This is a genomic window from Enterococcus sp. CR-Ec1, from assembly GCF_002850555.1.
GTDB lineage: Bacteria > Bacillota > Bacilli > Lactobacillales > Enterococcaceae > Enterococcus_D > Enterococcus_D entomosocium.
Map to the genome: position 1 here is coordinate 2,841,069 of NZ_CP025223.1, position 14,725 is coordinate 2,855,793.

The window sequence follows — 14,725 nt, forward strand, 5'->3', positions numbered from 1 at the left end:
TTTTTTGTTGCTCAACGAACCGAATGCTTTCGCGCAAACTCCATGACTGGCGCAAAGTTCAGTAATAATAAGATGGCAATCAGCCCTACGCCAAATAATGCCAGATAAATTGGAACCAAGGCTAACAGCAGCCAACTACTAATGATGATCATAAAACTTAACATATATCGGCTGGATTTCAAAATAAATAATTGGAGATTAAGCAAAAGAGCTTCCTTGATTGAAAGAGACGGTGCCGTTGCGACCACTAAAAAATAATTGATCGCAAACGTCAAGGCGACGATCAGCAGAAACAGATTTAGCCATTTCAATTCAGTGATTTGGATCGTGACCCTCAGTAACAATAAATTTGCACTACATAACCCAATAACGACTAAAACAGGAAGCCACCCTAGAAGACTATGCTTAAATTTCCTGCGATAGGCCAATAAAAATACTTTTGGGGTACCATCTTTCTCCTTTGCTTCTTTCAAATAGATGAGTAACGCTGTAAAAGCTGGGGCTACTGGCAAGAAGGACAGGAGAAACAATGGTAAGGTGCTAAGTTTGATTTCCATTGTTAGCAATAAAAAAAGAAGGGGTAAATTGAACAACCAAAACAGCAGCGTCCCTAGAAAAGTATAGATAATATAATTTAAATAAGATAGATGATGAAACAGTTTGTAGCTATCTTTTTGATTGATCTCCGGTTGTCGAATATTTTTTTCCATCTGTCGCTCCTTGTAACTCTATTTTTCTATATGCGATCGTCAGTTTTTTTCATAAGCTCTTCAACTTATTTTGTCCCGCTATTGCCAATCCCCAAATTGATTTGGAACAAATATTTTTGTCCTAAGAAATAGATAACGATCTGTGGAAGTGTCAGCAGCAATGACATTACCATTAACATCGACATATTGACGGTACCCGCTGGATTGGAGGTGGCGGACATAGATTGTGCGCCTAAAGCTAAGGTCATTTTGCTCGTATCTGATACATAGATCAAAGGACCCATGATGTCGCTCCAAGCAAAGTTAAAGGTAAAAATAGCAATGGCAGCCATCGCTGGTTTGATCAAAGGTAAGACTATTTTGGTAAAGGATCTAAATGGTCCTAAACCATCCATTTCTGCCGCTTCAAATAAGTTTCCCGGAATCGCCGTAATAAATTGGCGAGTAAAAAAGATATTATAGGCAGAGCCAAAGAATTGCGGGATGATCAGTGGCCAAAGAGTGTTAAAAAGACCTAAGTTTCTAAAAATCAAAAACACAGGAATCAAGGTGATTTGACCTGGTAACATCATTGTTCCTAATACCAATAGAAACAATTTATTTTTATGTTTATACTTCATTCGGGCAAAGCCAAAAGCAACCAGTGTCGAAGAAATAATTTGTCCAACAATGCTAAGAACGACGATCAGCATCGTGTTGAAAAACCACAACAAGATTGGTCGCTCTCCTGAAAAGGAATCTCTAAACAAATTGGTGAAATTGGACAAATAGAATTCCATCGGCAGTAAAGTGAACTGTTCTTTGATATTTGACTCCGGCGAAGCTAGTGCAATCGAAATCATATAAACGAATGGAATGATCAAAATTCCCGCAAACAAAATCAAGGTCAGATAGATCAATAATTTAGATACTTTGGATAGATTTTTATCTAACACTTACTTCACCTCCTCTTCATAAAATACCCATAAGCTTGAGCTCTTCAGCACGATCAAGGATAAGACCATCACGATCATAAACAACACCCAAGCCATTGCCGAAGCATAGCCCATCCGATAAAATGAAAAGGCATTTCGATAAAGGTACGGAACAATCATTTCGCTGGCATAATCAGGCCCACCACCGGTCATCATATATACTTGAGTAAAGGTTTGAAGGGAGCCAATGACTCCGGTAATCAGGTTGAAAAATAAAATCGGCGAAATTTGGGGAATGGTTATACTAATAAACATCCTGAATCTGGATGCACCATCAAGAAGTGCCGATTCATACATTTCTTCCCCCACACTATTGATAGCAGACAACATCAAAATCATTGTTCCACCGACACCCCATAGAGAAAGGAATACGAAGCTCCAAAGCACATGGTCCTTACTCAACAGCCAAACTGGTCCGTCGATACCAAATAAGGCTAGTGCCTGGTTGACTAGTCCTTTGGAAGAAAGCAAACGGGTAAACAGCATCGTGCTCGCAACGATTGGTACAATGGAAGGTAAGTAATAGATGGTACGAAAAACACGCATCCCTTTCAAATGAAAGCTCAATAAATAAGCCATACCTAATGAAAGTAACAAATTGATTGGAACACTGATCAAGGTATATTGAAAAGTATTTGCTAAAGCTTTTAAAAAAATATCATCCTTAAAAAGACGCAGATAGTTATCAAATCCGATAAAATTAAATTCCGAAAACATATCCCAATCAGTAAAACTCATGATGATCGAAAAAATCATTGGTCCAATGGTAAAACAAACAAACCCAATGATCCAAGGTGAAACAAAGGCAAAAAACCAGCGGGACTGAGTCCGCTTACGCTTTTTTTGATTTAGTTGAAGTTGTGTCGCTGAAATGTCCAATAGGAAACCCTCCTTAACTAAGGTGCTTAAGGAAGAAAATTTTTTCTTCCCTAAGCTATCCTTTCTCTGAATTAATATTGTTCCATGATTTTTTCGCCAGATTCTTGCATTTTCTCAAGCGCTTCTTCTGGTGTTAAACGGCCAAGGAGCATTTCTTTTACTTGATTACTGAACTCACCGGTCAGTTCTCCATAGTAAGGACCTTCGAAAATACCATCGATCACAACACGTTCTGTCGAGATTCCTACGACGTCCAAGCGAAGATCTTTCCCATTTACTTGTCTATTGGTAAATTCTTCAGAGTTCAATACTTTGATATTGGCAGGAGAATCCACTAAACTTTCACCAAGAATTTTTTGTGCTTCTTCGCTCGTCATATATTCAATGAATCGAAAGGCGGCATCTTGTTTGGTCGATTGCTTAGAAATCGCTAAGGCACTTCCGAAAGGCCATGTAACTTTTTCATTGAAGAAAGGCATCGGTGCAATATCAAAATTTAAATCATCCAGTTGTGTGAAGTTGCCAATATTCCAAAATCCTGTCGTCAACATACCAATTCTACCTTGTGAGAACATTGAATCCGCACCAGACTGCGCAACAGATTCATAAAATTCATATGTGCCAACATAACCGTCTTGGTATAGATTATTAAACCAAGTAAGAACTTCTAAGTTTTCGGGAGAATTGATCACAACCTCATTATTTTCCACAAGGGAACCACCATTGGACTTGATAAATACTCCCCAGTTTGGCACCCAATCCATTCCACTAGCACCATACTGAACCGTTTCGCCGTTTTCTATTTTTGTTAATTTTTCGGCAGCAGCTGTGTATTCTTCAATCGTCCAATCATTTGTCGGGTATTCGATCCCTGCTTCATCAAATAAGTCTTTATTGTAGTAAAGAATTTCCGGGCCCCCTCTATCCGGCAAACCAAATGGTTGGCCATCATAGGTATATTGGGTTATTGCCTCCCCCCAATTGCTTTCTACGTCAATCGATGATTCCTCAATATATTCTGAAAGATCAATAAACAATCCCTTAGAAGCAAAGTTTTGCCCATTTTCTGCCACTTGGACAACGTCAGGTGCTTCATTTCCGGCATACATTGTTTGCAGTTTGGTGTCATAATCACTTGGCACTTGAACGAAGTCTACTTTTATGTCAGGATTCGCTTCCTCAAAGGCTTTGATGCGTGGCTCATAGATGGGAAGGTCACCTTCACCTCCCCACGTATAAAACTGGATCGTTGTGATTTCTCCATCCGAATCATTATTGTTGTTTTCTTGCCCACAAGCAACAAATAAGACTACTGAAGACGCCAATAAAGATGTTTTAGCAATTTTCCCAAAGTTCATAGCCATTTCCCCTTTTCTTATTCATTCGTTGTAACGCTCTTCAAGGTAACGATCGATTGCCGAGGGATTGTCAGTTCCTGAGAAGTGATGCTCTGCTCTTCTAAATCAGATTCACCATCTGTCGTATAGCTGATGATTTCACCAAATCCGACTCCTTGAAGATCAATCTCTTTTTCCTGAAAACTGTTATTGATAAGCACTGTAATAAGTTCTTCTTCGTTTGCTTCATTTTTTCCCAAAAAGCTTACGACATTCACCTCTTTGTCGTCGCTGATTGCGGAAACTCTCGTGTACCCTGGTCGAATAAACTTGCTGAAATTCCCCATTCCCCAAAGTCTTTTTGTCGGAATAATTTCTTTTGAACCTAAGTTTACATAGATCAGACCATCCCGATAATCGTAACTACTGACTGCGATCCAATATTGCCAAGCAACCACATCAAGGATCGTTAAATCATCGTGTATCTCGTTGGCTAAATTTAGGGCAGAATCCATAGTGTAGTCGCGACCATTGATCATTTCTGTCCACTCAGACATTTTTAAGGTAACATCGATTTCCTTTTCTTCTAACCACTCTTTAAAATTCATTTTCTCGACGTAAGTTGTCCAATATGAATGGACTTCCCACGTGTCAAAGTAATTCATCAATGTATCATTTTCGATGATTGCTTCGAAATATTCCTTGCTGGTGTTTGCCCATTCTCCTAATTCAGGCATCGATAGCGCTATTTGTTTCAGCTCTGGTCTTTTTTGTTTTTCTTCAATAAATACCTCTAAGAGTGCGACTACTTCAGCTGGATCGTAGTAGGTTCCCTCCTGACCACCAGTCCAATCCCATTGTGGTTCATTGATTGGCGACACATGCGTGACGGGAATGTCTTCTTTTAAGAAGTGTTCCGTTACATCATAGACGTAGTTGGCAAATGCTTGATAATTCTCAGGAGCTAGATTACTGCGTTTTTCTTCCAGCTGATCACCATACGCAGAACCATTTTTCGTTAGCCTCGTCAATGGACTATTGACGAATAAATAGATATCATCAATTCCATAATCAACCGCTGTTTTCAGCATCCATCGTGCATTTTCATCCTTCGACCAATCATAGACTTCGGGTCCTTCTTCAAAGTTTTCTGCTCGTCGCCAGGGATCTTCAATGCGAGGACTATTTTGTAACGTACTTCCGGCGCCTAAGTTGTAGCGATAAGACGTCAAGCCAATCCCTTCAAGCGGATCAAATAATAATTCTGCGATATATTCTCGCTTCGAAAGTTCTGCTGTTTCTTCTTCGATCCAGCCACCAATATCTTGACTCCACCAAGCACCACTTGCGCCAAAGCTTTCAATTGTCTGGTAGGTTTCTGCCGTATTTAAGGTGATCATCGCCGTATCAATGACTTCATCTGTCTCTGGCTCTTTTTCTTTCTGTGTATTTTCCTCGACCGTTCCACACGCTGTCAGTATACTCAATAAGACCAAAGGAATAAGGAGTGTCCGCTTTTTTATCATGTACTTCCCTCTCTATTCTCTAGAATCAATCGTGTATCTGGTAGTCCAGGTGAGCGCAGCGTCACAACTGTCTCTTTCTTGCGCTCTCCTGCTACAAAGCAAAGCAACTTTCCTTGCATCGTTCTACGGAATGACTCTGTATAAGCGGTAGTATCTGCTAGATCACCATTCTCCAAACCTAATAATGTCCCATTTTCGACTTCTAGATAGACCATCACTTCTGCTGCTATCAGATTTTCAGCATAATCCAAGACTTGGCATTCGATTTGATGAAGGGTCTTATCTAGCGTTAAATCGGTAGCAGCTAATTTCTCCCGCCATCTTTGAGGAATTTCGTAATTCATAGCTGCCAAAGCAGTTGGCGCTGCTTCGGGTTTTATTTCATCATGCAGAATCGTTTCTTCAAATACTGCTTCGACCGACAAGTTTTTTGGCTGATAGTTGATCCGTGCAACATAATAACCAAAGGTATCATCATAACGAACATCGGGTACTTCCAAGTCGCCAATCTTCAATCGAATCTCTTTTGCATTTGTATAACACCTTACTTCAATTTCTTGCTCAGCTGGGTAAGACCATTTTCGATAGGTGGGTTCCCATTCTGCTCTTCGTTTGTTTTTCTCGTAAGGAATCGTTGTCAAATAAACAGTCGGTTCTTGACTCCACCAGCTCTTTCTCTTGTAATAACTAGGCTTTTCAATACCAGCCAATGTCAATAAGCCTGCCCCAGATCCGTGAATAGGCCAGCCATGGGCTTCCCCTAAATAATCAATGCCCGTCCATAAAAATTGTCCAGCGATATACGGAAGAGTGTTTGCCGTTTGCCATTCTTTAAACCCGTGACTGTTCTCACTCCCAATAAAAGGTTTATCTGGGAATTTGCGATGATCTTCTTCGTATAGATGTTCTTTGTAGTTATAGCCAACGACATCCAAGTGATCGATCAAGCCAATTTTCGTAGATAATTCTGGAAAAGCTGCTGCCAAGGTAACTGGTCGAGTCGGATCGAGTGTTTTGCTCAAATGGACCAGCTTTTCGGCTATCGTGCGTAACCTTCTCATATCAGGTCGATGTGGATTATAGATGCGCTCAGCTTCTGGTTTGCTATTGTCATTATTCCCTGTCATTTCAGCAAACAATGGACTAGCATATGGATCATTGGGATAATCAATCTCATTGCCAATGCTCCAAGCAATGATCGATGGATGGTTTCGATTGCGTAAAATCATATTTTCCAAATCTTTTTCATACCAAGTTGGAAAATGTTCTGCTGCTCCTTCTAACTTGGGTGGATACACATTATGACCTTGCCACCATTTATTTTTAGGATTTTCCCATTCATCAAATGCTTCATCAAAGACTAAAAATCCCATGGTGTCGCACAAACGATACAAAGCAAACGAATGAGGATTGTGTGCCATTCGTATAGCATTTGCCCCCATCTCTTTTAACTTTATTAAACGCCGTACCCATACCTCGCTCGGAACAGCTGTACCGAAAGAGCCCGCATCTTCGTGCAAGCAAACACCTTTGATTTTCAGCTTTTGCCCATTTAAAGAAAAGCCCTCATTGGCATCAAAATGAAAGGATCTGATCCCGATATACTCGTTGTATACGCTCTCAATTCTATTTAAGGACGCATCTTGAAAACTCACCTTTGTTCGTAGCTGATAAAGATTCGGCGCTTCAGGTGACCATAGCTCTGGCTTTTCAATTTTTGCTTTCAATGTGACCGTGCGGCGTTCCCCTGCGTTAAGTTGGATTTCCTCACTTATGTTCATCACTTTTTCCGTTTGTAAACTTTCCAGCACTTGTTCGATCCTAACAACACGGTCTTGTTTTAAGGTATTTACTAGCCGATGTTCGATCATGATCTCCGCTTGCCCCTCTGTAACACTTGGCGTTGAAAAACTCGTTCCGTATTCGTCGATATAAATAGAATCATGAATTTCAAGAGAAACAGGACGTGTGAGTCCATTTCCGTTATACCATCTTGAATCTGCCAAATCTGTGTGCTCGACACGGACACTAATAAGCAAGCTATCATCCGAATTGTAAGTTAAAATCTCTGTCAAATCATAATAAAATGAAGCATATCCTGAAGGTCTAATCCCCATATGATAGCCATTGATCCAAACCCGTGCATTTTTATAAACACCTTCAAAATGAATTTTTACGACTTTATTCGTAAGGTCACCCAACTCTTGCAGCGGCTGTTTGGTTCGATACCAACCTATTCCTCCGGATAGATACCCTGTTCCGCTTGAAAAATGTTTTTCAAAGGGATAAGAGACACCCCAATCATGAGGAATCGTTACCTTTTCCCAAATAGAATCATCAAAATCTTTTTTCCATGCTTCTTTTTCTTCTTGTTTTGAGAATCGCCATTCATTCAAAAAACGTTTTTCCATTTAACCCCTAACCTCCCTTTTACCAATACTCACATAAAGAAATCGCTTTCTTTCACTTAATTTTACTAAAACATTTAATGAAGAACATAGTCTATCCGATTCATTTTCATGTATTATATGATATGAAGAAAAAAAAGCGCCTACTTTTTCGTAGGTAATAGGAGGGAACTATGTACCACATCCATTCGAATATATTTAATCCTGAAATTATTTATGTCGTTGACTTTTGGAATAAAAAGAAAAATCTTCGGGGCTACCACCATCATGATTTCATTGAGATCAGCATCGTATTAGAAGGAACCGTTGATTACGAATTCAATGAAACCCGCACAAGGCTATATACTGGTGACACGCTCCTTTTTAACCCTGGCCTTCCCCATACCGAAATCCATCCAGCAGGGATGGAATCCCATGAACTTCATATCGGCCTTTCTAATATTCTGATCGAAGGACTTCCTTTTAATACCTTCCCTAATGAAGATCCCCTGCTCAATTTGGGGATTTATCAAGAAGCGTTCTTCAAAAAAGCATGGCAGCTGACCCATGAGTTTAACAGCCATAATATTCATCACGATTTGATGGGCAAAGGAATCATTCTCGAAATGCTAGCTTTGATTTTAAGAAGTTTGACGCCCTCCGATCCAAACAATAGCCTGTCAGTAATTTCTGAAAAAGATAAACAAAAACAAACGCTAGTAAACCATACGATTTATTATTTGGAGAATCATCATCAAGAAGACATCACTTTGGAAATGCTAGCGGACATGCTTTATATTAGTCCTGCCCAACTTTCAAAAGTTTTTCGGAAAATCACTGGTCGTAGTCCGATTAAATATTTGATCGAGATTCGTCTCAAACATGCCTATGAGCTGTTGCTTCATACCAATTTGACCGTCAAAGAAATCGCAGAAAAAGTAGGCTATCATGATCCTTTTTATTTTAGTAAACTATTTAAAAAGCATTATGATCTTGCTCCTTCTAATGTTCGTAAAAGAAACTAACTGAATTTGCAGACAAAAAAGGATGCATCGCTGCACCCTTTTTCTTATACGACTACTTGCTTCATATAGCCTGTTTTGTCAAAATCTAATGGGGAAATGCGAACCTGTCGATGAAATCCGCGGGCTTCTTCTGGATACTTACTAAGTGGAACAGCAAAGCTGTGATAAGCAATATAATATCGATCAAAATGTTCCAAAATGCTGTGATGACCGGTTCCTAAAATGCCTTTCTCAACATTTTTTTGTAAGATAGGATAATGATACTGAATCGGTCCATACAATGAAGATGAGGTACCATAATTCACATGATAGTCTTCACTGCGGGTATCTTCTCCCGACCAGGTAAAGTGATACAAATCATCTTTTTTCAAAACAGTAATGGCTTCTCGAAAATCTTCCAGCCCTTGATATTCTGTTAGCGTATCAAGTTTGACAGTCCGCATGTCATCTCCCAACGCTACGATGGCAGCAGTCCCTCCCGCAGAATTGCCAAACAATAGATAATACTTTCCAGCTTCTACGTAAACAGATGGATCAATGACTTGACTCATGTTTAACCCATAGTCATCGATAAGATCAGGACTCAATAGCGGTTTCTCATCTGCAATAAAGGGACCTGTTGGATGATCCGCATAAGCGACACCGATTCCTGAGCGTCCATCCGCCATTTTTCCAGTAAAGTAAAAATAAAACGTTCCTTCTTTTTCTGCTATACAGGGTGCCCACGCACCACCGATCGTCCACTTCACCTGAGCGGATGCTAGATCAAGGATCGTCCCTTTATTTGTCCACTGAGTGAGATCTTCTGATTCAAATACCGAAAAGCTTGTCCCAGACCAATCCGTAAAACCATCTGATGTTGGATATAAGTAAAATTTCCCATTAAATGAAACCAAATCAGGGTCAGCATAAAGTCCCTCTAAAACCGGGTTTTTTTGTTGATAATAGGTCAGTAGTCGTTGATACTCCTCATCTGTGATCGTGATCACCCCACCATGGCGCTTGATAGATTGACCGAAGTCGAAGGCAGAAACAGGTTCGAAAACGCCTGTTGTGAGATCATCACTTACTGCGATCCCATATCCTGTGCCTTTTTTAAAGTGATCTACGATCAGCGCCCATTTGCCATCAGGTAATTGGTACACTTGCGGTCCTTCAACCCCTTCTAATTGAGCGAGGTATTCAGAAGTTACTTCCTGATAGTCTCCTGTCAGCTGTTGACTGCGATCTAAAAAAATGCGACTATTTTCTTCGTTTTTTGTAAAACGATAATAATACCCCTGACTAAAAACAATCGTTGTATCGATCACATCCATCGTTTTTTCAATAAATAGCACAGGCTCAGTAAACGTCTGAAAATCCATAGTAGAAACAGAATAAATCTTATGTTTTCCATTAACCTTTGCAGCAAAATAGACAAAAAATGTCTCTTTTTCTGCGTCATAAATTGCCTCTGGCGCCCACAAATTCCCTGCACCTTCTGGAGCAATCGTTGCGGTCCATGGGTTTGTCCAATACACAAGATCCGTTGATGACCAGATAACCATCTGGCGGCTACCATTGGTTTGAGCATGTGCCCAGCCAAGTCCCTTTTCAATACGCAAATCTGTCGCAATGAGATAATACGTGTCCTTCCCCTTAACCAGAAAAGGATCTCTGACTCCTTTTTCCCCAAGATCACTTTTCAAAACGGGATGGCCTTGATTTAAATCTGTAAAAGTCAATCCATCCTTGCTCACACTAAAGTATACTTGCTCACCATTTTTTTGCTCGCCAGTGAAATGACAAAATAAATAAGCTGTCATTCAATCCCTCCTAATTCCTTCTCTATGCACTCGACTTCCTTCTCTCTCATTTTATAGAAGTCCCCGTGAATTTGTATAAGTTGATGAACGAACTTTTATAAGATTTTGAAACACTTGCTTTCCTATTTTCTTACACGAGCGATTCCATTGACTTGCCATTTTTTGCTATCTCTTGTCAAAAATCGTCGGCCATTATTCTTTCATTTTCTTTATACCTGAAGTTTGTGCAGCAAATAAACGATCAAAAAAAGCACACATCCACTTTCGGATGTGTGCTAACTCAACATTAAAATCGATTGAAGATTTAATACACTTATTTGAAAGAAGTTAGTTCGTCCATGCAGCAACTTCTTCTGGGTGATTGGCTACCCAATCTTTGGCTGCATCTTCGGCTGATGTTCCGTCATTGATTGCTAACATGACTTCTTCCATATCTTCTTGTGTCCAGTTGAAACGATCAAGTACTTCGTAAACTTCTGGCATGTCATCTGCTAATCCTTGACGTACAACAGTATTGATGCTTTCTGCTTCACCCATTGTTCCTTCTGGATCATCCAGATATTTCAGATCATATTTCGCAAACATCCAATGTGGAGACCAACCAGTAATAACGATCTCATCTTGGTTCTTGATCGCTTGGCCCAATGCCACTGTCATCGCTCCAGAAGAAGAGGTAGCGACATTCCAATCTGAAAGATTGTCATACGTCGCAACCGTATTCTCCGCTGCATTCACGACACCAGCGCCTGGTTCGATACCAGTGATGGTTTTTCCAGCTTCGTCAGAAAGGTCAGCGATGGAATCTACATCCATATAGCTTGGGACAACGATCCCCAGTTTTGCCCCTTCTAAGTTAGGACCTAAGTTCTCGACTTGATCTTGGTACTGTTCATACTGGGATTGATGCGTAGATGGCAGCCAAGCAGCAACCATCCCGTCAACTTCCCCTTTTGCCACCGATTCCCACATGATGGCATTATCCAAAGGCGTCGTGTTGACTTCGTAGCCCATTTGCGACAAGACTTCTGCCACCACATGGGTAGATGCGACTTCCGTATCCCATTCGACATACGCCAAGTTCACCGTGCCTTTGCTGTCAGAAACATTTCCAAAGGCAAACGATGCGCCAATCAAAGCAATGACTGCCGCTGCAGCAATCCCGCCAAAAAGACGTTTTTGTTTGCGACTTGTCTTGCTGGCTGCTTTTTGATGTGCCGAACGATTCAAATTCTGGGTAAAGCGATCCATGATGATCGCCAAAATAACTAAGGATACCCCACTGACAAATCCGTTACCGACTTGTGCTCGTTGCAAGGCGGACAAGACGCCGCGCCCTAACCCAGGAGCACCGATCATTGACGCGATCACGACCATTGATAATGCCAGCATCGTGGTTTGGTTGACCCCAGCCAAAATAGTACTTTTGGCTAGTGGCAATTCTAATTTGATCAGTTTTTGCCAGCCAGTCCCACCGAAGGAATCAGAGGCTTCCACCAATTCACGAGAAATTTGGCGAATCCCTAAGTTCGTCATCCGAACGGTTGGTGGTAGAGCAAAGATCACTGAGGCGAAGACCCCAGGAACCATCCCGATCCCAAAGAAAGCAACCGCAGGAATCAAATAAACGAAACCAGGCATCGTTTGCATAAAGTCTAAGATCGGCGTCACGATACTTTGCGCTTTTTCGCTTTTCGCCATTAAGATTCCTAGTGGAATCCCAATGATGATCGAAACCAAACTCGACAATAAGACCAACGTCACGGTGTTCATCAAGTCTGTCCATAACCCTTGGTTATAGATGAACAGCAACCCGACAAAAGTAAAAGCTGGCAAGCCGAATTTTTTACGTGAAACGAAAAAGGCAGCAGCCGTCAATAAGACGATCATTAATAACGGTGGTACAAACAGTAATACATTTGTAATAGCGTCCATGATAAATTGTCCGAAAGACTGTAAGGCTGAAAACAATCCACTGAAAGTTCCTGTTAGCCAATCAGTAAAGTTTTCGACCCAATCAGCCACCGGAATCGTATGTTGTAAGAAATTATCCATTTGTCACTACCCCTTCCTCTGCTTGAGCGGCTGAATCAGTCTCAGCCAATGCTTCAATCACACTTCCGCGGATCACGACTCCGATCAAACGATCGTTTTCTACCACGGCTAAAGGTGTAGGCGAATCATAGATCAAATTGAAGATATCCGTTACCAGCATATCTTTATCGATCTTTTTAACATTTTTATCAATAACTTCCTTCAAGGTCAGATTGTTTTTCCGTGCCTCACGAGCAGACTCGGCTGTCAGGCTTCCTTTTAGGTGACGACGTTTGTCGACGGCTAACAGCATGCTGACTTCTTCTTTCCGCATCCGGTTCAATGCTACGCTTGGTCCATCGATCTCGATGTTCGTCGTCAATGCTGGGACCATGATGTTTTGCGCAGTCAAGACTTTGGAACGATCGACATCTTCCACGAAATCACGCACGTATTGGTTGGCAGGATTCGTCAAAATATCTTCTCCTGTACCGATCTGCATGATCTGACCATCTTTCATTAAAGCGATCCGGTCACCGATCCGCAAGGCCTCGTTCAAATCATGGGTGATAAAGATAATCGTTTTTTGAACATTGGCTTGCAATTCTAAAAGTTCATCTTGCATTTCACGGCGAATCAGCGGATCTAATGCTGAAAAGGCCTCATCCATCAAGAGGATCTCTGGATCATTGGCTAACGCACGGGCAAGTCCCACACGCTGTTGCATCCCTCCAGACAGCTGATCAGGGTATTGGTCTTTAAAAGAAAGCAATCCTGAGTTTTCTAACGCTTTTTCCGCTTTCGCTGTTCGTTCTTCTTTCGAGACCCCACGGACTTCTAGTCCGTATTCTGTGTTCTCTAAAATTGTCCGATGAGGGAAAAGGCCAAAGCTTTGGAAAACCATGTTGATTTTGTGACGGCGAACTTCTCGTAGTTCCTCTTTACTCATTTTGGCAACATCCACGCCATCTATGTAAATATCTCCGCCAGACGGCTCGATCAATCGATTCAATAGTCGAATCAATGTTGACTTCCCGCTTCCAGAAAGGCCCATGATGACGAAAATCTCGCCTTCGTTGACTTCAAAGTTCACATCATAGACCCCGACGGTGGCACCCGTTTTTTCTAAAATCTCGTTTTTGCTGCGTTGTTCTTTGACCATGGCAAGAGCTTGCTGCTTTTTCTTACCGAAGATTTTGGTTAAGTGTTCCACTTTAACTTTACTCAAATGATTAATACTCCTTTTTCTGAAAAATTTCACGAAAGTGACCATACTATCTTAACAAGATGTGGTCACTTTGTCAAAAAAAATTTCCCAATGCTTTTTCTTTTGCAAAAAAAGCATGGGAATCAGGAAAAAGAATTACGCTGAATGGTCCGTTGGATAGAAGAAATTGGTCATGCGCTGCAACGCCAGTTCATTTCCGACAAAATAAATCGTATTGCCTGCACTGAATTTCGCATAAGGTCCTGGTGACAACAACAATTCTTCGGTTGTTTGGATTGCGATGATCGTCGCCCCTGTGGCTTGCCAAATATTCAATTCATTGATACTTTTTTCCAAATGCTGCGCTTGTTCCGTCAACTGAAGTTCAAAGGGTACAAACGGACTCATATGGTGTACCTTTTTGGTCTGCTGCACTAACGTGTTCAACAAGTCAGAAAAATTATCCAGCTCTTGCTGCTGCCGCTCCACACTGTCTAAAATGTCTTGTCTGATTTCTTGGATCGACTGCACATCTTGGTATTGTTCAACAAAGGCCTGTGCTTTTTCCTTTGAAGCGATATAGGCGCCGCTGCCATGACGGACATCCATGATTTCTAAATCAACTAATACATTGATCGCTTTGCGGGCTGTTTCAGGAGAGACATTGAAATTGCTGGCTAACGTTGAGCGCGCATGGATCTTTTGCCCAACTTGGTAGCGATTTTCAACGATTCGTTCCGCGATCGCCACGGCAATCTGCTGATAACGAGGCAAAGCGACCTTCTTTTTATCTTGAAACTTATTCGTCATGATGAACTTCCTTTACTTTTTTTTCATCATAACA

The 14,725-nt window shown here is 41.1% G+C and carries 11 protein-coding genes; 1 reads left to right on the plus strand and 10 read right to left on the minus strand.

Annotation, left to right across the window (positions count from 1 at the left end):
• Window positions 1–11: 11 nt before the first annotated feature.
• The 6 genes from CXM95_RS13575 to CXM95_RS13600 all read right to left on the minus strand — a co-directional run bounded on the left by CXM95_RS13575 (window position 12) and on the right by CXM95_RS13600 (window position 7,837).
• Complete coding sequence (locus CXM95_RS13575; RefSeq protein ID WP_016612657.1) at window positions 12–710, minus strand: DUF624 domain-containing protein; 699 nt, start codon at window positions 708–710, stop codon at window positions 12–14.
• 65 nt (window positions 711–775) lie between these two features.
• Window positions 776–1,645 carry a carbohydrate ABC transporter permease gene (locus CXM95_RS13580; protein WP_101699252.1) on the minus strand — a complete coding sequence of 290 codons (870 nt, stop codon included), beginning with the start codon at window positions 1,643–1,645 and terminating at the stop codon, window positions 776–778.
• A complete protein-coding gene (locus CXM95_RS13585; protein WP_223347117.1) occupies window positions 1,646–2,563 on the minus strand; it encodes a carbohydrate ABC transporter permease in 918 nt (305 codons plus the stop codon). It abuts the gene before it with no gap.
• Between the two features lie 71 nt (window positions 2,564–2,634).
• Complete coding sequence (locus CXM95_RS13590) at window positions 2,635–3,921, minus strand: ABC transporter substrate-binding protein (RefSeq protein ID WP_233499057.1); 1,287 nt, start codon at window positions 3,919–3,921, stop codon at window positions 2,635–2,637.
• Between the two features lie 17 nt (window positions 3,922–3,938).
• On the minus strand, window positions 3,939–5,426 hold the full coding sequence (locus CXM95_RS13595) for a glycoside hydrolase family 30 protein (RefSeq protein WP_087665036.1): 1,488 nt from the start codon (window positions 5,424–5,426) through the stop codon (window positions 3,939–3,941).
• Window positions 5,423–7,837, minus strand: coding sequence for a glycoside hydrolase family 2 TIM barrel-domain containing protein (locus CXM95_RS13600; RefSeq protein ID WP_101699253.1), 2,415 nt, complete (start codon window positions 7,835–7,837; stop codon window positions 5,423–5,425). Before CXM95_RS13600 ends, CXM95_RS13595 begins: the two co-directional genes overlap by 4 nt.
• Before the next feature lie 170 nt (window positions 7,838–8,007).
• Between CXM95_RS13600 and CXM95_RS13605 the strand changes: the two genes are divergently transcribed.
• On the plus strand, window positions 8,008–8,838 hold the full coding sequence (locus CXM95_RS13605) for a helix-turn-helix transcriptional regulator (protein ID WP_016612664.1): 831 nt from the start codon (window positions 8,008–8,010) through the stop codon (window positions 8,836–8,838).
• 44 nt (window positions 8,839–8,882) lie between these two features.
• Here CXM95_RS13605 and CXM95_RS13610 read toward each other — a convergent pair whose 3' ends face one another.
• The 4 genes from CXM95_RS13610 to CXM95_RS13625 form a co-directional block, all read right to left on the minus strand.
• Window positions 8,883–10,643, minus strand: coding sequence for a family 43 glycosylhydrolase (locus CXM95_RS13610; RefSeq protein WP_101699254.1), 1,761 nt, complete (start codon window positions 10,641–10,643; stop codon window positions 8,883–8,885).
• 327 nt (window positions 10,644–10,970) lie between these two features.
• A complete protein-coding gene (locus CXM95_RS13615; RefSeq protein ID WP_087665039.1) occupies window positions 10,971–12,695 on the minus strand; it encodes an ABC transporter permease/substrate binding protein in 1,725 nt (574 codons plus the stop codon).
• Window positions 12,688–13,902: a quaternary amine ABC transporter ATP-binding protein gene (locus tag CXM95_RS13620; RefSeq protein ID WP_005228609.1), complete on the minus strand. Its 1,215-nt coding sequence runs from the start codon at window positions 13,900–13,902 to the stop codon at window positions 12,688–12,690. The genes CXM95_RS13615 and CXM95_RS13620 overlap by 8 nt, the downstream gene beginning before the upstream one ends.
• 135 nt (window positions 13,903–14,037) lie before the next feature.
• Entirely contained in the window at window positions 14,038–14,691 is a 654-nt protein-coding gene (locus CXM95_RS13625) for a GntR family transcriptional regulator (RefSeq protein ID WP_005234303.1), read from the minus strand.
• Between the last annotated feature and the right edge of the window lie 34 nt (window positions 14,692–14,725).

Excerpts from the sequence above, each read along its gene's own strand:
- CXM95_RS13575 (WP_016612657.1), bottom strand. The coding sequence starts at position 710 with ATGGAAAAAAATATTCGACAACCGGAGATCAATCAAAAAGATAGCTAC.
- CXM95_RS13590 (WP_233499057.1), bottom strand. The coding sequence starts at position 3,921 with ATGAACTTTGGGAAAATTGCTAAAACATCTTTATTGGCGTCTTCAGTA.
- CXM95_RS13595 (WP_087665036.1), bottom strand. The coding sequence starts at position 5,426 with ATGATAAAAAAGCGGACACTCCTTATTCCTTTGGTCTTATTGAGTATA.
- CXM95_RS13600 (WP_101699253.1), bottom strand. The coding sequence starts at position 7,837 with ATGGAAAAACGTTTTTTGAATGAATGGCGATTCTCAAAACAAGAAGAA.
- CXM95_RS13605 (WP_016612664.1), top strand. The coding sequence starts at position 8,008 with ATGTACCACATCCATTCGAATATATTTAATCCTGAAATTATTTATGTC.
- CXM95_RS13610 (WP_101699254.1), bottom strand. The coding sequence starts at position 10,643 with ATGACAGCTTATTTATTTTGTCATTTCACTGGCGAGCAAAAAAATGGT.
- CXM95_RS13615 (WP_087665039.1), bottom strand. The coding sequence starts at position 12,695 with ATGGATAATTTCTTACAACATACGATTCCGGTGGCTGATTGGGTCGAA.
- CXM95_RS13625 (WP_005234303.1), bottom strand. The coding sequence starts at position 14,691 with ATGACGAATAAGTTTCAAGATAAAAAGAAGGTCGCTTTGCCTCGTTAT.